Here is a 16,120-nt window from a genome sequence, read left to right on the forward strand (position 1 = left end):
TTTCTATATTTTCCTGTATTGTTGTCTCCCCATATTATAGCAAGACTGGGCAAATGTACAAACAAGAGCCCTATTTTCAACTTTTTCGCTGGACAATCAACTCAGTCAATTCCCTCAATAGTCGCTGTTCACCAGGAAGTGTTGCAACCGCATCGAGAGCTTGTTGTGCATGGTAATCCAGTTTTTCTTTCGCTTTCGGCAAGGTCAAGATGCCAGGATAGGTGCTTTTATCGCTCGTTTCGTCTTTGCCGGCTGTTTTTCCGAGCTCCTCCGAAGTTCCGGTTACATCCAAAATATCATCCTGGATTTGGAAGGCCAATCCGAGATGGCGGCCGAATGTTGAAAGCGCCATCAATTGCTCAGAATTTGCGCCCGCTAGGATGGCTCCTGAAATGATGCTATAGGTTAACAAAGCGCCTGTCTTCAATAAATGCACTTGCTCCAATTGTTCCAAGCTCAGCTGCTTTTCTTCCCCTTCGATATCGAGAACCTGGCCGCCGACCATGCCTTCTGCACCGGCCGCCGTCGACAATAGATCGATGAGCCGCACTTTATCCTCTGCGGACACATCTTCTAAACGCGCCAAGATGCCAAAGCTCAATGTCAACAGGGCATCTCCGGCTAAAATAGCGACAGCTTCCCCGAACACTTTATGATTCGTTGGCATGCCGCGGCGCAAGTCGTCGTTGTCCATGCTCGGCAAATCATCATGAATCAAAGAATATGTATGGATCATTTCGATCGCAGCCGCCACTTTCAGGGCATCCGGGTGGGCTGCGCCTTGTTCATGCATGGTCGCAAGAACAAGCAACGGGCGAATGCGTTTGCCACCTGCTTGGAGCGAATAATGCATCGATTCCTTCAACGATTCCGGAATGGCCAATTTGCTGATTAATTCCGCCATCTCTTGCTGGATAACTGGTTCATAATGGGTTCTGAATTGGGTTAAGTTCATTGGGCATTTCCTTCCCCTTCGATTTCAGCAGGCACTTCTTTACCGTCTTTCATCATCGTCACCAGCTGGGTTTCAGCGTTTTTTAATTTATCATGGCATAGCTTCGATAATTCCATGCCTTTCTGGTAAAGTGTCAAGGCTTCTTCGAGCGGTACATCGCCTTGTTCGAGCAACTTGACGATTTCCTCCAACTGCTCCATTGCGTCATTGAACATCATGTTATTTTCTGCCATTTAGTCGCGCTCCTTATCTTTTGGGTTAATCGCTTCGATGACGGTTTCGACTTCCCCGTCTTTCAATGAAAGGCTCAGCCGGTCGCCGAGCTTCAACTGATTCACTGATTTCACCACTTCGCCTTCTTTGAACGGAATCGCATACCCCCTGTCCATGATCTTCAAGGGACTCAGCGCATCCAGCGTGCGGATTGCCGATTTCAATTGCTGGTCCCGCTGCTGGAAGACTTGGGTGATGCGCTGGTCGAGACGTTCTCTGATACTAGCTAAATCGCGTTCGGCCTGGCGGATACGGTCAGCAGGGTTGCGATTTTCCAATTGGCGCGTTTGCATTGCCAGACGGTCTCCCGAGCGCTTTACTGATTGGACGGTCTCACGCTGCAGTGCATCGGTCGCTCGCTCGATGCGCTCGATGAATGGGCGGTAAAGCCGATCCGGATAAGCCATTGGATAAGAGTTTTGCAGCTGCGTCAAACGGATGCGCCGCTGTTCCAAATCATTCGACATAAGACGGAACATCACTTGGCGCTGCCCCATGACCCGTTCAAACAGCTCGATGCGGCTCGGTACCGCGAGCTCTGCTGCGGCTGTCGGGGTGGCTGCACGCAAATCGGCCACAAAATCGGCGATTGTCGTATCGGTTTCGTGACCGACCGCAGAGATGATGGGAATCTTTGAATCATAGATTGCCCGTGCAACTGCTTCTTCGTTGAATGCCCACAAGTCTTCAATCGATCCGCCACCGCGCCCGACTATCAAGACGTCGCTGTCGGTGCGGTTGGCTTGTTGGATCGATTGGACAATCGACTGGACGGCCCCTTGTCCTTGCACCAGAGTCGGAAACAGCACGATTCGCGCGAGCGGGTACCGGCGTTTAAGCGTCGTGATGACATCACGCACCGCTGCTCCGGTCTGTGCCGTAATGACTGCGACTTTTTCAGGAAACTCGGGCAGCGGCTGTTTGTGTGCCGCATTGAACAATCCCTCTTTGCTGAGCTTTTCTTTCAACTGTTCAAAGGCCAAATAATAATCGCCGATGCCATCTGGCTGCATCGACTGGGCGTATAATTGGTATTGACCCGATGCTTCATAAACGGAAATGTCTCCGCGAATCAAGACAGTCATGCCGCTTTCTGGACGGAATTTCATTGATTTCGCCTTCGCCGAGAACATGACAGCCGGCATGCGTGCTTTCTGGTCTTTCAACGTGAAATAGATATGCCCGCTCGTATGGATTTTAACGTTCGATAGTTCGCCTTTTACGTATACGTCACGCAAATGAGGGTCGGCATCGAATTTCTTTTTTATGTATTTTGTTAACGCTGCAACACTTAAGTACGGGTCGGTCGCCAAAATGTCAACCCCTGTCTATAGAAAGTAAAAAGCTGTCTTTCTTTCGAAAAACAGCTCTATTTGCTATTCATTTTACACGCTTTCGGCAGCTTTGTCTTTCGATAATCCTTTTTCAGCCGACAGCAATGTATTTTCCATTAACATCGCGATGGTCATTGGCCCAACGCCGCCCGGCACAGGCGTGATAAAGCTGGCACGCTCGCTCACTGCCTCAAAATCGACGTCGCCGCACAGCTTGCCATTTTCATCACGGTTCATGCCGACATCGATGACGACCGCGCCTTCTTTAATATGGTCTGCCCCGATAAATTTCGCACGGCCGATTGCTGCGATAATGATGTCCGCTTGTTTGGTCATCGCCTTTAAGTCCTGCGTTTTGGAATGGCAGTAGGTCACGGTCGCATCTTTTTGCAGCAGCAATTGGCCGACCGGCTTGCCGACGATATTGCTGCGCCCGATGACAACGGCGTGCTTGCCTGCTGGGTCGATGCCGTAATGCTCAAGGAGCACCATCACCCCGTGCGGCGTACACGGTAAAAAGGCCTCTTTGCCGATCATCAAATTGCCAACTGAAATCGGGTGGAATCCATCAACATCCTTTTCGGGAGCGATTGCCGTGATGATGTTGAACTCCTCAATTTGGGCTGGAAGCGGCAATTGCACCAAAATGCCGTGGATGTCGGGGTCGTTATTCAATTCATCGATTTTTTCAAGCAGTTCTTGTTCGGTCAGTGAAGCAGGGTATAAATGAAGATCCGAACGCATGCCCAATGATTCACATGTTTTCTTTTTGTTTTTGACATAAGTTTGCGAAGCGGAATCATCTCCCACTAAAATGACCGACAGGCCAGGGGTGATTCCGTTGGTTTTCAGTTTCTCTACACGTTGTTGCACTCGCTCTTTAATTTTCAGGCTTACGGCTTTTCCATCAATCAATTCAGCAGTCACGTAGATTCCTCCAATGATTAGTTCGCAGTTTGGTCGGTGAATTTCGAAAGAACGCCGTTGACGAAACGGCTCGATTTATCGTCCCCGAAAGTTTTGCTCAACTCGATTGCTTCGTTCAAGATGACGCGGCTCGGCGCATCGTCCATATATTCAAGTTCGAACACAGCCATGCGCAAAATGGTACGTTCGACTTTCGGCAAGCGCTCAAGCGACCAGTTTTGCAAATGGCCTTTCAGTTTTTCGTCGATTTGCTGCTGCTTGCTGTTTGTGCCTTCTACCAGCAGTTTATAGAACTGGTCGGTTTCCCCGTCCATGACATGTTCCATCGCTTCTTCGATCGTCAATTCGGTTCCATCGAGCTGGAATAGCGTCTGAAGCGCTTTTTCCCGTGCTTCGTGTCGTTTCATCATAATTCCGGTCTCCTTTTTCAAGCTGATTATCCCCCCATTATACAGGTAATCACGTGGAACTTCCAAGTTTGAAATGTTCCAACAAATCACGATGGACATGGCGCCTCCATAAAAAGAAGGCTGGCCGAAACATGCATGAGCATGTTCGGGCAGCCTGCTTATCAGTCCACTTGGGGGTTGTCGAAATGTATACCGGTAATGTGCACATTCACTTCCTGCGTCTGCAGCGAAGTCATCGTCTCCAAGGTCTGGCGGACTTGTTCCTGAATTTTCTTGGCGGTATTCGGAATCGATACGCCATAATCGATGACGCAATAGACGTCAATCGCCAGGCCTTCGTCCGACAGTTCTGTTTTGATGCCTTTGCCATGGACTTTTTTACCCAAACGTTCAACGACGCCAGAAGCAAAATTACCGCGCATGCTGGCTACGCCTTCGATATCTGTCGCCGCAATGCTGGCAATTATTTCTAGCACTTCCGATGCGACTTCGATATTCCCAAGATCCTGCGCACCGGGGGATTTCATTTTTACATAGGGGATTACTTTTTCTGCCATTTGAATATTCCTCCTCAGGAGCCCATTACATCGTATTTTTCCAGGAATTTCGTATTGAAGTCCCCAGATTTGAATACCTCGTGATCCATGAGGCGAAGATGAAATGGAATGGTCGTGAAGACGCCTTCAACCACGAATTCATCTAGCGCGCGCTTCATCTTGGCCACGGCCTCTTCACGCGTATCAGCGAATGTGATGAGCTTCGCCACCATTGAATCGTAATACGGCGGGATTGTATAGCCTGAATACATCGCTGAATCGACGCGCACGCCCATACCGCCCGGCGGCAAGTACATATCCACACGCCCTGCAGAAGGCATGAAGTTCTTCAGTGGGTTTTCGGCATTGATGCGGCATTCGATCGACCAGCCGTTGAATGTCACGTCTTCTTGTTTGTAGGCGAGCGTTTCGCCGGAAGCGACTTTTAATTGCTGCTGGATCAAATCGATGCCTGTGATCATTTCGGTGACCGGGTGTTCGACTTGGATACGTGTGTTCATCTCCATAAAGTAGAATTTCTGGTTTTCTACGTCAAAGATGAACTCGACCGTTCCAGCTCCACGGTAATTGACCGCTTGCGCCGCTTTTACCGCCGCTTCGCCCATTTCCGCTCTTAGTTCGGCTGATAGGGCAGGAGATGGCGCTTCTTCGACGAGTTTTTGCATGCGGCGCTGGATCGAACAATCGCGTTCGCCGAGATGGATGGCATTGCCATGCGAATCTGCCAGCACTTGGATTTCGATATGGCGGAAATCCTCAACGAATTTCTCGATATAAACGCCCGGATTGCCGAATGCTGCGGCTGCTTCTTTTTGCGTCATATTCAAGCCTTTGATAAAATCTTCACGCGTTCTCGCCACACGGATTCCTTTGCCGCCACCGCCTGCGGTCGCTTTGATGATGACTGGAAAACCGATCTTTTCGGCAATTTCCAAACCTTCCTCTTCGCTTCCGACAATTCCTGTAGAACCCGGAACGACCGGCACATTCGCTTGGCGCATGGTTTCGCGGGCTACGTCTTTTGTGCCCATTTTCGAAATCGCTGCGGCTGTCGGCCCGATGAACATGATATCACACGCTTCGCATAGTTCGGCAAAGCTCGAGTTTTCAGCAAGGAAGCCATATCCCGGATGGATGCCGTCACAATTCGTCAATTTTGCCACGCTGATGATATTGGAAAAGTTCAAATAGCTGTCTTTTGATAGTTTTGGCCCGATGCAATAGGCTTCGTCGGCCAGTTCAACGTGGAGCGCTTCTTTATCCGCTTCTGAGTAAACCGCTACCGTTTGGATGTCGAGCTCTTTGCAGGCACGGATGATCCGTACGGCGATTTCCCCGCGGTTGGCAATCAATACTTTCTTCATCATTGTCAGCCCCCTTAATTTGCTTTTACGAGGAACAAAGGCTGACCGTATTCGACCAATTGGCCATCTTTGACTAGGATCTCAGCGATTTCCCCATCCACTTCTGCTTCAATTTCGTTGAAGAGCTTCATCGCTTCAACGATACAAACGACTTGATCTGCAGAAACTTTTGTTCCAACAGCCACATAAGCCTCTTCTTCTGGTGATGGCGATTGATAGAACGTGCCCACCATCGGAGACAGGATTTTATGCAAGTCTTCGTTTGATGCGTTGCCAGCCTCAGCCGGTTCCGTTTTGACCGGTTGTTCTGTGGGCGCCGCTTCAGTTGCTTCCACTTGTTTTGGAGCTGTTGGTGCAGGTGCTTGTGCAGGCTCTTCAACCACTTTAGATTGCACCGCTGCCGATTGTGAAGGGTTGGATGAATTTTTCTTCATCTTGACTTTGACGCCGTCGAATTCATAGCTGAATTCGTCGATGGATGAATGATCCACCAATTTGATGATTTCACGAATTTCCTGGATTTTCATATTATACCTACTCCCCTATTATGTATTTAGTTTTAGCTACTCCATCATTTTAGACTTTTTCGAATCATTTTGAAATAGTAAGGCCGACATTTTAAAAAAAGGCCCCTTAAAAGAGGCCTTTTCTACTTATTGGGCACGCGAAACGTATGAAGAATCGGTCGTATTGATGATTAGTTTATCCCCTTGGTTAATAAAGAATGGCACTTGGACAGAGAGGCCTGTCGTCAGGATAGCCGGTTTTGATCCGCCGCTTGCCGTATCTCCCTTGATGCCCGGATCCGTTTCAGCTACTTCGAGGACAACTGTATTGGGCAGTTCTACGCCAAGCACTTCGCCGTGGTATTGGATGACTTGTACATCCATGTTTTCCTGGAGGAATTTCAGCTCATACTCGATGCTTTTTTCCGGCAATTCGATTTGGTCATATGTCTCATTGTCCATGAATGCATGCATATCGCCATTCGCATACAAATATTGCATTTTGCGGTTGTCGATTTGCGCTTTCGCGACTTTTTCACCAGCACGGAATGTTTTTTCATTGACCGCTCCGGTACGCAAATTGCGAAGCTTAGAACGGACGAATGCCGCCCCTTTGCCCGGTTTGACGTGCTGGAATTCCATGACGCGCCAAATATCGTTATCTACTTCGATGGTCAATCCTGTTTTGAAATCGTTTACTGAAATCATAATAATAGTTCCTCCGTTTGTTATAAAATGCGAAGCTCTTTAGAAGAATGCGTCAAGCGCTCATTCCCCGTTTCGGTAATCAGTATATCATCTTCGATGCGCACTCCGCCAATTCCCGGCAAATAGATGCCCGGTTCGACCGTGACAGCCATTCCGGGTTCGAGGACGGTTTCGGAACGGAACGACAATCCTGGGCCTTCGTGGACTTCTAGTCCGATGCCATGGCCCGTCGAATGCCCGAATGCTTCACCGTAGCCTTTCGACTTGATGTAATCGCGTGCGATGGCATCTGCTTCAATCCCAGTCATGCCCGGCTTGATTTTTTCAAGTGCTAACACTTGTGAATCCAAGACCACCTGATAAATTTCCTTGAGCTTGTCGGATGGTTCGCCGACTGCAACCGTGCGCGTGATATCCGATACGTACCCATTGTACAATGCGCCGAAATCGAGCGTGATGAGGTCGCCTTGTTCGATTTTCTTGTCAGAGGCCACGCCATGTGGCAACGCCGAACGCAAGCCCGATGCGACGATGATGTCAAAAGAAGAAGAAGTCGCGCCTTGTGAACGCATGAAAAATTCCAATTCATTGGAGACTTGCAGCTCCGTCATGCCGGGTTTGATGTAGTTGCAAATATGCTCAAATGCATCGTCGGCGATCTTGGCTGCCGCTTTCAGCACCTCAAGTTCTTCCTGCGATTTCACCATGCGCAGCTTTTCGATCAAGCCGCTGACCGGTTCGAGCGTCGCGGATAATTTTTCCTGATACTGCGAATAGGTTGCAAAGGTCATATAGTCCTGTTCGAATGCCAGACGCTCGATTGCCGCTTCCCCAGCAATACGTGCCACTTCATCAATCAAGCCTTTTTGCGCTTGAACCACTTTGAATTCTGTGACTTGCTCCCCTGCCTGTTCGGTGTAGCGGAAATCGGTAATGAACCAAGCATCATTCGGCGTGATGAGCGCAAGCCCAGCGGTTCCGGTGAAACCTGTAATAAACCGAAGATTGTACGGATTTGTCACCAGCAGGGAATCCAATCCTCGTTTTTGCATTTGTTCGCGCAGTTTCATCAATTTCATCAGTTTCATCCTTTCTGTTGTCGAAGCAAGAGCGATTGTAGCCCTAGCCGGTAAACGTCCTTGCCGAATCCGGCAATTTGCCCCGTAGCTACCGGCGCAATATGTGAATGGTGGCGGAACTCTTCACGAGCATGGATATTGGAAATATGTACTTCAACGACAGGCACTTGCACCGATGCGATGGCGTCGCGTATCGCGATGCTTGTATGCGTATAGGCACCGGCATTTAACACAATGCCCGACACTGCATCATCGTCCGCATCATGAATCCAGTCGATCAGTTCACCTTCGTGGTTGGACTGCCGACAGATCAATTCAAAGCCTTCACTTTGTGCGAATTCCGATAGCTCCTGCTCCAGCTCTTGCAAAGTAAAACTGCCATACACTTGTTTTTCACGTTTACCGAGACGGTTTAAATTGGGACCGTTCAACACCAAGGCTCTCATGCTCTTGCACCCCTTTCTTGACTTTCCTTTTCCATTTTAGCATACGTTCAATTAGCAGCAAGCCAGAAGCCGGGAACATGCTTGCATACAAAAGCGGAAGCCAAATTGGCTTCCGCTTTTTGTTAACTGGAGAACGTCCCTCCGGCTATGTGATATTTTCTGTTACAGTCCGCATTTCAATTGCGCTGCACAGTTCGTGCAGGTGTTGCATCCGCCCATTTCTTCCACAGTTCCTTTGCGGCAGACAGGGCAGGTATTGCCTACTTCTGAACCGATCGTGACATTGGTAGAGCGCAAGTCCTGGATCGTATCGATCAAGACGACCGGGCGCTTGCCAGTGTCTTCTTCCTTGTGGTCTTCTTCAAATGTATTGTCTTCAGCCTTCAAAGTCAGCACTTGCGAATCACGACTGCCGTCCACGTAGACTGTGCCGCCTTTGGCACCGCCTTTGTAAAGGCGCTCATAGACACCTTCAACCTGTTCAACCGTATAGCCTTTTGGCGCATTGACCGTTTTCGAGATTGAGGAATCGATCCAGCGCTGGATGATGCATTGCACATCAGCATGCGCTTCAGGGGCAAGATCCATCGAAGTGACAAACGCTTTCGGCAAATTGTCTTCTTCTGCATCCGGGTTGTTTTTCAAGTATTCACGGACGATATCCGCTTTTACTTCGATAAATTTCCCGAGGCGCCCGCTGCGGTAATACGTGAAGGAATAATATGGTTCCAAGCCTGTCGATACGCCAACCATCGTCCCAGTCGAGCCTGTCGGCGCAACCGTCAATAGATGGGAGTTGCGGATCCCTTTGTCGAGCACCGCTTGGCGAATTTCTTCCGGCATGCCTTGCATAAAGCCAGTTTCGGTAAATGCGTGGCGCAGCTTTTCGGTCTCTGCATCTGTTTCGCCGACGAGGAACGGGAAGCTGCCGCGTTCTTCAGCGAGCTCTGTAGAAGCTTCGTAAGCTGCGACTGCAATCGTCTTGAAAATCTCATCGACCAGCTCGTTGCCTTCTGGAGAGCCGTATTCACGGTCCGAATAGATAAGCAAATCGGCAAGGCCCATGACGCCAAGGCCTACACGGCGTTCGCCGAGTGCCTGGATGCGGTTGTCTTCCAGGAAATAAGGAGTTGCATCGATGACGTTGTCTTGCATGCGCACTCCTACGCGCACCGTTTCTTTGAGGGCTTCAAAATCGACTTGCTTCGTTTTCGGGTCAGCAAAGCGTGCCAAGTTGACAGCCGCCAAGTTGCACACGGAATAAGGCGCCAGCGGTTGTTCGCCGCACGGGTTCGTCGCCACGACTTTTTGCCCGTATGCAGTGGCATTCGTTTTTTCATTGGCGTTATCGATGAAGAAAATGCCGGGTTCTGCGGAATATGTCGCACACACATTGATCAAGTTCCAAAGTTCGCGAGCTTTAATCACGCGGTATGTCCGGACTTTATGACCCATTTTTTCCCAATCGCGGACATCGCCGATCTTATGCCACTCTGCGTTATAATTTGCCATCTCTTCTTTTGAATACGATTCTACTGCCGGGAAGCGCAATTCGAAATCTTCGTCTTTTTCGACTGCTTCCATGAAGTCTTTCGTCAAAGTGACGGAAATATTGGCGCCGGTAAGGAATTCTTCATTATGGACAGAGAACGTGCCGCCATCGCGCAGTTTCGCTTCAGCGTCGCGCATGATTTTTTCGTTGAATCCACCCATGCCCGGGATCGTCCGGTAGTTAAGCAAACCTTGGTACATTGCTTCTTCCTGCTCAGTTAAAGGTTTGAATTTCAATTTATCATTCGCTAGGCGTTTTATCGTTTCGTCTTCAGTGTTTTCGATCAAGTAACGCAAAATACGCGGGTTTTGCATTTTGGAAATGATGAATTCCGCGATATCCGGATGCCAGTCTGCAAGCATGATCATCTGGGCGCCGCGGCGTGAACCACCCTGTTCAACTAGATGGGTCAGTTTTGCGATATCATCGAGCCATGAAACAGAACCCGATGATTTGCCGTTGACACCACGAGCTAGCGTATTACGCGGGCGAAGTGTCGATCCGTTCGTCCCGACACCGCCTCCGCGGCTCATGATTTCCATCACTTGCTTGCGGTGATCTGAGATGCCCTCGCGCGAATCGGCGACAAACGGCATAACGTAGCAGTTGAAATACGTGACATCGGTGTCAGCTCCGGCTCCATACAATACACGGCCGGCTGGAACGAAATTCAAATTGACAAGCTGATCGTAGAATTTCGTAAACCATTCGCTTTGCTTTTCAGGAGTTTTCTCGACTGCAGAAAGCCCGGTGGCATTGCGCTTGGCGATTTGCTCATAAAATACTTCAAGCGGCTTTTCGATGACATCGATCGGCCGGTTGACAATGCCTTGCTCCACTTCTTGTGGGTTGTCGATGGCACTGCGGTAATCTTCTTCAATCCAGACACGCGCTTTGTTCGCATCTTGGTCGATCGAGACGATATAGCCGAGGCCGCGCGCTGGAAATTTCGGGTCTTCTTTGACCGTCAATACAACGAAATCACCAGGCTTTAACGTACGTTTGGCTGTATCCTTGAACGAATAGCGGTCGATCATGACCAGGCGGGATACGCCTTTATGGGTCTTCTTCATGTCCTTCGTTACCGCGTGGACTTGCGGAAATGCTTCAATGTCTTTGTTCAGGGACTCGACGTTTAATGTATATTCGGATTGTGTGGCGGATACCATTTGACAAATCCTCCTTTATATTATATGGAGTAAACACTATATATAGTATTATTACAATTCCCATGATACTATATGTTGAAACTCGGTCGCAATAACATTTTTCTGATGGAAAATTTGCTCCACTAGATAACCGAGCAGCAGCAAGGGTTCGACGTTTTGCCGTTCGTTAAAATGAGACGAAAGACACGTATGTTCGCATAAATCAGCGCAAAAATCGATTTAATTCTCGGTTGAAAGGACTTGACAACTGAAAGTGCTGCCACCGTAAGCTCTCTGCCCCCCCCAGGATTCACAGGATTGCCTCTGATTTGCCCCGATTACTGTAACATAGCCATTGAATATCCGTCACCTTATCTCTTATAATGGGTAAGTATAGAAAGGGGCAAGAACAGTGGAATTATTGTATATCACATTGGGTGTCGTCATCGCCATCCTCATTTTTGCGGTCGTCTCCTTCCTGCGCATCCGTAAAGCAGTCACCGATCTAAACCAGGAAGAATTCATCCAAGGCTACCGAAAAGCGCAGCTCATCGATGTACGGGAACCAAAAGATTTCGCAGCCGGCCATATTCTCGGGGCGCGCAATATCCCGCAATCGCAATTGCGCCAGCGCTATAAGGAAATCCGCGCTGACAAACCGGTCTATCTGTATGACCAAAACGGGGCAAGAAGCGGACGCGTTGCATTGTTCCTGAAGAAAAAAGGCTACGAGCAGTTGTTCCAACTGCAGGGCGGCTTTAAGAAATGGACAGGCAAAATCAAATCCAAATAATCAAAAACCCAGAAGCATTTGCTTCTGGGTTTTTTTGTCATTCGCTGTCTGTCGGTTTCTGGTAACGGAGCACCGGCTTACGTGCGGCTTTCGTTTCATCAAGTCTATTGATGACTGTCGTATGCGGCGCATTTTGGACGATCTCCGGATTTTCTTCCACTTCACGCGAAATTTGGATCATTGCATCGATAAAGTCATCGAGCGTTTCTTTCGATTCCGTCTCGGTCGGCTCAATCATCATGCCTTCTTCCACGTTGAGTGGGAAGTAAATTGTCGGCGGATGGTAACCGAAGTCGAGCAGACGCTTCGCCATATCAAGTGTTCTGACGCCGAGTTTCTTCTGGCGGCGGCCGCTCAACACGAATTCGTGCTTGCAATGGCGATCATATGGCAAATCGAAATGAGGCGCGAGCCTTCTCATCATATAGTTGGCATTCAAGACGGCGTATTCAGTCACTTTCTTCAAGCCGTCAGGACCCATCGTACGGATATACGTATAAGCACGTACATTGATGCCGAAGTTTCCGTAGAACGGCTTGACGCGCCCGATCGATTCAGGACGGTTGTAATCGAATGTAAAGCCTTCATCGGTCTTGATAAGGATCGGCTTTGGCAAGTACGGGATAAGGTCCGCTTGGACACCGACTGGGCCCGATCCTGGGCCGCCACCGCCGTGTGGGCCGGTGAAGGTTTTGTGCAAGTTCAAATGGACGACGTCAAAGCCCATGTCGCCAGGGCGTGCTTTCGACATGACAGCGTTCAAATTCGCACCGTCGTAATACAGCTTGCCACCGACTTTATGGATAATCGAGGCCATTTCCAGGATATCTTCTTCGAAAAGGCCAAGCGTGTTCGGGTTCGTCAACATGAGTGCCGCTGTGTCGTCGCCTACCACGCGCTTCAAGTCTTCTAAGTCGACCAATCCATGCTCGTTCGATTTCACGGTCACCGTCTCAAATCCAGCGACCGTTGCAGAGGCCGGGTTTGTTCCGTGTGCAGAATCCGGCACGATGACTTTTGTGCGCTTGAAATCACCGTTCGCTTCGTGGAAAGCGCGGATCATCATAAGGCCTGTCCATTCACCGTGTGCGCCTGCAGCCGGCTGAAGGGTCACTTCGTCCATGCCAGTAATTTCCTTCAAGTGTTCCTGGAGGTCGTACATCAATTCCATCGCACCTTGGACAGTCGATTCTTCCTGCAGCGGGTGGATATTCGCGAATCCGGAGTAACGGGCAACGGATTCGTTGATTTTTGGATTGTATTTCATTGTGCATGAGCCGAGCGGGTAGAATCCGGAATCGACACCGTGGTTGCGTTTTGAAAGCGCAGTGTAATGACGCATGATGTCGAGTTCCGAGACTTCTGGCAATTCGGCAAACTCTTCGCGCACTAGATCTTGGCCGAGCAATTCAGTCAAATCCACTTCCGGCACATCAAGTTCCGGCAAGCTGTAGCCGACACGGCCTTGTTTGGTCATTTCAAAAATGAGTGGCTGGTTGTCTTTATGCATGGGAAGCCTCCGTTTCTCGCACGAATGCGTCAATTACTTGTACAAATGCGTCAATTTCTTCTTTAGAACGCTGCTCAGTAACTGCAATCAGCATATGCCCTTGCAATTCATCGTAGCTTAAGCCGAGGTCATAACCGCCAATCATGCCCTTTTCAAACAAGGCTGCGTTCAATTCCTTGACCGATGGGCCGACTTTGACGGTAATTTCGTTGAAATGGGCGCCGTCGAATGCAATTTCAAGACCGGATTTCTTCAGCTGTTGCTTCATGTATTGTGTCTTAGCGATATTCTGCATCGCGATTTCCTTCGCGCCTTCCTTGCCGAGCGCCGTCATGGCGACAGAAGCTGCCAAGGCATTTAACGCTTGGTTCGAGCAGATATTCGACGTCGCTTTATCGCGGCGGATATGCTGTTCGCGCGCTTGCAAAGTCAAAACAAAGCCCCGTCTGCCCTCGTCATCTGTCGTTTCGCCGACAAGACGTCCTGGGACTTTGCGCATTAATTTCTGCGTTACGGCGAAATAGCCGCAATGAGGCCCGCCGAATGCTTCAGGAATGCCGAACGGCTGTGCATCGCCGACTGTAATATCTGCACCAAATTTACCTGGAGGCGTAAGTGCACCAAGTGACAGCGGATTGGATGACACCGTGAACAAAGCGCCTGCTTCGTGAACGATTGGTTCGAGCTCCTTTAAATTTTCTACTTGGCCGAAAAAGTTCGGGTATTGAACCATGACGGTCGCGGTATTTTCATCGACCATTTCCTTCAAAGCATCGATATCCGTACGGCCGTCTTTAAGCGGAACCTCCACAACATCGATGGACTGGCCGAGTGCATAAGTGCGGACCACGTCTCTCGATTCGGGATGGACAGCGCCGGAAACGAGGATTTTTTTGCGGCGTGTCTGACCGGCTGCAAGCATTCCCGCTTCTGCGAGCGCTGTGCCGCCGTCGTACATGGAAGAGTTCGCGATATCCATGCCGGTGAGTTCAGCGATCATCGTCTGGAACTCAAAGATCGCCTGTAACTCCCCTTGCGAGATTTCCGGCTGGTAAGGCGTATAGGCTGTGTAAAATTCAGAGCGGGAGATGACGTGATCGACAATGATCGGTTTGTAATGATCATAAACACCTGCGCCTAAAAAAGAGGCGTAACGGACGGAATCCGCGTTCTTGCCGGCGAGTTGAGCCAACTCTTTTGTCAGGGCCGATTCGGATTTTGCAGGCTTGATGTCGTATTCGCCTTTGAAGCGTACTTTTTCAGGAATATCCGAAAATAATTCGTCGATCGATTGGACGCCGATTGTCTCGAGCATATCTTTTTCATCTTGGGAAGTCATTGGTAGATAGCGATGTTTCATCATGTGCAGTCCCCTTCTTTAGTCGGATTATTTAGAGCGTTTATAAAATGGCGCTGCGACAATTTGTGCTTTTAGGCGCTTGTTGCGGATTGCTACTTCTACTTCCGTGCCAAGCTCGTTATGGTCAGCATCCAGCAAAGCCAAGCCGATATTTTTTTTCAATGTCGGCGACTGTGTACCGGTGGTGACTTCGCCGATTTTCACATCATCTTTGTAAACAGTATAGCCGTGGCGCGGAATGCCCTTATCGATCATTTCGATGCCGACGGATTTGCGCGGAACTCCGGCTTCTTTTTGTTCTGCCAAAGCCTGTTTTCCGATAAAATCGGAATCTTTTTTCAATTTGACCGCAAAACCGATTCCGGCTTCGAGCGGTGTGATGTCTTTAGACAATTCTTGCCCGTAAAGCGCAAGACCTGCTTCAAAACGCAGCGTATCGCGGGCACCTAATCCTGCCGGTACAAGGCCTTGCGATTCACCAGCTTCTAGAATGCGGTCCCATAGAGCCGTGACGGCATCCGGGCTTCCGTAAATTTCAAATCCATCTTCTCCTGTATAACCGGTACGGGAAACCAATACTTGTTGACCGGCAACTGCTACATTATCCTTGAACCGGAACGGGCGGATCGCCGATAAGTCTTCTTCTGTCAATGCAGACAATACTTTTTCAGCAAGCGGCCCTTGCAACGCCAGTAAACCGAAGCGGTCCGAGGCATTATCTAGTTCGACTTCGCCGTCGCGATGTTTTTGCATCCAATCGAAATCCTTGTCGATATTCGATGCATTGACCACCAGCAAATAGCGCTCGTCTTCTAGTTTATAGACAAGCAGATCGTCAATCGTGCCGCCGTCTTCATAGCACAAGGCTGTGTATTGCGCTTGCCCGTCTTGAAGCTTTGATACATCATTGGTCAGCAATTTCTGCAAATAAGCCAGGCTGTCCGGGCCTGAGACGAATATTTCGCCCATATGGGAGACATCAAATAATCCTGCCTTAGTGCGGACTGCTTCATGCTCGTCCTTGATGGAAGAAAATTGCACCGGCAATTCCCATCCGCCGAAATCGATCGTTTTGCCGCCGTAGCGGGCATACGAGTCAAACAAAGGTGTTCGCTTCAATTGTCCCAATCTTATTCCCTCCTGTTTTCAAAGTACGCATTTCAAAGCACACAAAAAGGACAGAAAATCCCCTTTACAT

The 16,120-nt window shown here is 49.3% G+C and carries 16 protein-coding genes; 1 reads left to right on the top strand and 15 read right to left on the bottom strand.

Annotated features, from left to right (window positions below):
* Window positions 1–76: 76 nt before the first annotated feature.
* The 12 genes from KTG14_RS04885 to KTG14_RS04940 form a co-directional block, all read right to left on the bottom strand.
* Window positions 77–955 (bottom strand): polyprenyl synthetase family protein, encoded by an 879-nt coding sequence (locus KTG14_RS04885; RefSeq protein WP_216969894.1) that lies wholly within the window; start codon window positions 953–955, stop codon window positions 77–79.
* On the bottom strand, window positions 952–1,188 hold the full coding sequence (xseB, locus tag KTG14_RS04890; RefSeq protein WP_058380874.1) for an exodeoxyribonuclease VII small subunit: 237 nt from the start codon (window positions 1,186–1,188) through the stop codon (window positions 952–954). The genes KTG14_RS04885 and xseB overlap by 4 nt, the downstream gene beginning before the upstream one ends.
* Window positions 1,189–2,541, bottom strand: a complete 1,353-nt coding sequence (gene xseA / locus KTG14_RS04895; protein ID WP_216969896.1) for an exodeoxyribonuclease VII large subunit — start codon at window positions 2,539–2,541, stop codon at window positions 1,189–1,191.
* Between the two features lie 72 nt (window positions 2,542–2,613).
* Window positions 2,614–3,489: a bifunctional methylenetetrahydrofolate dehydrogenase/methenyltetrahydrofolate cyclohydrolase FolD gene (gene folD, locus KTG14_RS04900; protein ID WP_216969898.1), complete on the bottom strand. Its 876-nt coding sequence runs from the start codon at window positions 3,487–3,489 to the stop codon at window positions 2,614–2,616.
* Between the two features lie 17 nt (window positions 3,490–3,506).
* Window positions 3,507–3,896, bottom strand: coding sequence for a transcription antitermination factor NusB (gene nusB, locus KTG14_RS04905; RefSeq protein ID WP_216970162.1), 390 nt, complete (start codon window positions 3,894–3,896; stop codon window positions 3,507–3,509).
* Between the two features lie 164 nt (window positions 3,897–4,060).
* Complete coding sequence (locus KTG14_RS04910) at window positions 4,061–4,456, bottom strand: Asp23/Gls24 family envelope stress response protein (RefSeq protein ID WP_058380877.1); 396 nt, start codon at window positions 4,454–4,456, stop codon at window positions 4,061–4,063.
* Between the two features lie 14 nt (window positions 4,457–4,470).
* Window positions 4,471–5,823, bottom strand: a complete 1,353-nt coding sequence (gene accC / locus KTG14_RS04915; RefSeq protein WP_216969900.1) for an acetyl-CoA carboxylase biotin carboxylase subunit — start codon at window positions 5,821–5,823, stop codon at window positions 4,471–4,473.
* A gap of 11 nt (window positions 5,824–5,834) precedes the next feature.
* Window positions 5,835–6,347 carry an acetyl-CoA carboxylase biotin carboxyl carrier protein gene (gene accB, locus KTG14_RS04920; RefSeq protein ID WP_216969902.1) on the bottom strand — a complete coding sequence of 171 codons (513 nt, stop codon included), beginning with the start codon at window positions 6,345–6,347 and terminating at the stop codon, window positions 5,835–5,837.
* 126 nt (window positions 6,348–6,473) lie between these two features.
* Complete coding sequence (gene efp / locus KTG14_RS04925) at window positions 6,474–7,034, bottom strand: elongation factor P (RefSeq protein ID WP_068462060.1); 561 nt, start codon at window positions 7,032–7,034, stop codon at window positions 6,474–6,476.
* Between the two features lie 20 nt (window positions 7,035–7,054).
* A complete protein-coding gene (locus KTG14_RS04930; RefSeq protein ID WP_216969904.1) occupies window positions 7,055–8,113 on the bottom strand; it encodes a M24 family metallopeptidase in 1,059 nt (352 codons plus the stop codon).
* A 5-nt stretch (window positions 8,114–8,118) separates the two neighbouring features.
* A complete protein-coding gene (aroQ, locus tag KTG14_RS04935; RefSeq protein ID WP_216969905.1) occupies window positions 8,119–8,559 on the bottom strand; it encodes a type II 3-dehydroquinate dehydratase in 441 nt (146 codons plus the stop codon).
* Window positions 8,560–8,721: 162 nt separating this feature from the next.
* A complete protein-coding gene (locus KTG14_RS04940; protein ID WP_216969906.1) occupies window positions 8,722–11,280 on the bottom strand; it encodes a vitamin B12-dependent ribonucleotide reductase in 2,559 nt (852 codons plus the stop codon).
* 391 nt (window positions 11,281–11,671) lie between these two features.
* On the opposite strand from KTG14_RS04940, the gene KTG14_RS04945 reads away from it, so the two are divergent.
* A complete protein-coding gene (locus KTG14_RS04945) occupies window positions 11,672–12,052 on the top strand; it encodes a rhodanese-like domain-containing protein (protein ID WP_058380884.1) in 381 nt (126 codons plus the stop codon).
* 37 nt (window positions 12,053–12,089) lie between these two features.
* Here the strand turns inward: KTG14_RS04945 and gcvPB are convergent, their stop codons facing one another.
* From gcvPB to gcvT, 3 genes are read right to left on the bottom strand one after another with little or no spacing between them, the layout of a single operon-like run.
* Entirely contained in the window at window positions 12,090–13,562 is a 1,473-nt protein-coding gene (gene gcvPB / locus KTG14_RS04950; RefSeq protein ID WP_216969907.1) for an aminomethyl-transferring glycine dehydrogenase subunit GcvPB, read from the bottom strand.
* Window positions 13,555–14,922, bottom strand: a complete 1,368-nt coding sequence (gene gcvPA, locus KTG14_RS04955; protein ID WP_216970163.1) for an aminomethyl-transferring glycine dehydrogenase subunit GcvPA — start codon at window positions 14,920–14,922, stop codon at window positions 13,555–13,557. The genes gcvPB and gcvPA overlap by 8 nt, the downstream gene beginning before the upstream one ends.
* A 27-nt stretch (window positions 14,923–14,949) precedes the next feature.
* Window positions 14,950–16,050, bottom strand: coding sequence for a glycine cleavage system aminomethyltransferase GcvT (gene gcvT / locus KTG14_RS04960; protein ID WP_216969908.1), 1,101 nt, complete (start codon window positions 16,048–16,050; stop codon window positions 14,950–14,952).
* Window positions 16,051–16,120 lie beyond the last annotated feature (70 nt).

It is taken from the genome of Planococcus sp. CP5-4_YE (genome assembly GCF_019042655.1).
Taxonomy (GTDB): Bacteria; Bacillota; Bacilli; order Bacillales_A; family Planococcaceae; genus Planococcus.

Coding starts and splice junctions, on each gene's coding strand:
- KTG14_RS04885 (WP_216969894.1), bottom strand. CDS start 955: ATGAACTTAACCCAATTCAGAACCCATTATGAACCAGTTATCCAGCAA.
- xseB (WP_058380874.1), bottom strand. CDS start 1,188: ATGGCAGAAAATAACATGATGTTCAATGACGCAATGGAGCAGTTGGAG.
- nusB (WP_216970162.1), bottom strand. CDS start 3,896: ATGAAACGACACGAAGCACGGGAAAAAGCGCTTCAGACGCTATTCCAG.
- KTG14_RS04910 (WP_058380877.1), bottom strand. CDS start 4,456: ATGGCAGAAAAAGTAATCCCCTATGTAAAAATGAAATCCCCCGGTGCG.
- accC (WP_216969900.1), bottom strand. CDS start 5,823: ATGATGAAGAAAGTATTGATTGCCAACCGCGGGGAAATCGCCGTACGG.
- accB (WP_216969902.1), bottom strand. CDS start 6,347: ATGAAAATCCAGGAAATTCGTGAAATCATCAAATTGGTGGATCATTCA.
- efp (WP_068462060.1), bottom strand. CDS start 7,034: ATGATTTCAGTAAACGATTTCAAAACAGGATTGACCATCGAAGTAGAT.
- KTG14_RS04930 (WP_216969904.1), bottom strand. CDS start 8,113: ATGAAATTGATGAAACTGCGCGAACAAATGCAAAAACGAGGATTGGAT.
- aroQ (WP_216969905.1), bottom strand. CDS start 8,559: ATGAGAGCCTTGGTGTTGAACGGTCCCAATTTAAACCGTCTCGGTAAA.
- KTG14_RS04940 (WP_216969906.1), bottom strand. CDS start 11,280: ATGGTATCCGCCACACAATCCGAATATACATTAAACGTCGAGTCCCTG.
- gcvPB (WP_216969907.1), bottom strand. CDS start 13,562: ATGCATAAAGACAACCAGCCACTCATTTTTGAAATGACCAAACAAGGC.
- gcvPA (WP_216970163.1), bottom strand. CDS start 14,922: ATGAAACATCGCTATCTACCAATGACTTCCCAAGATGAAAAAGATATG.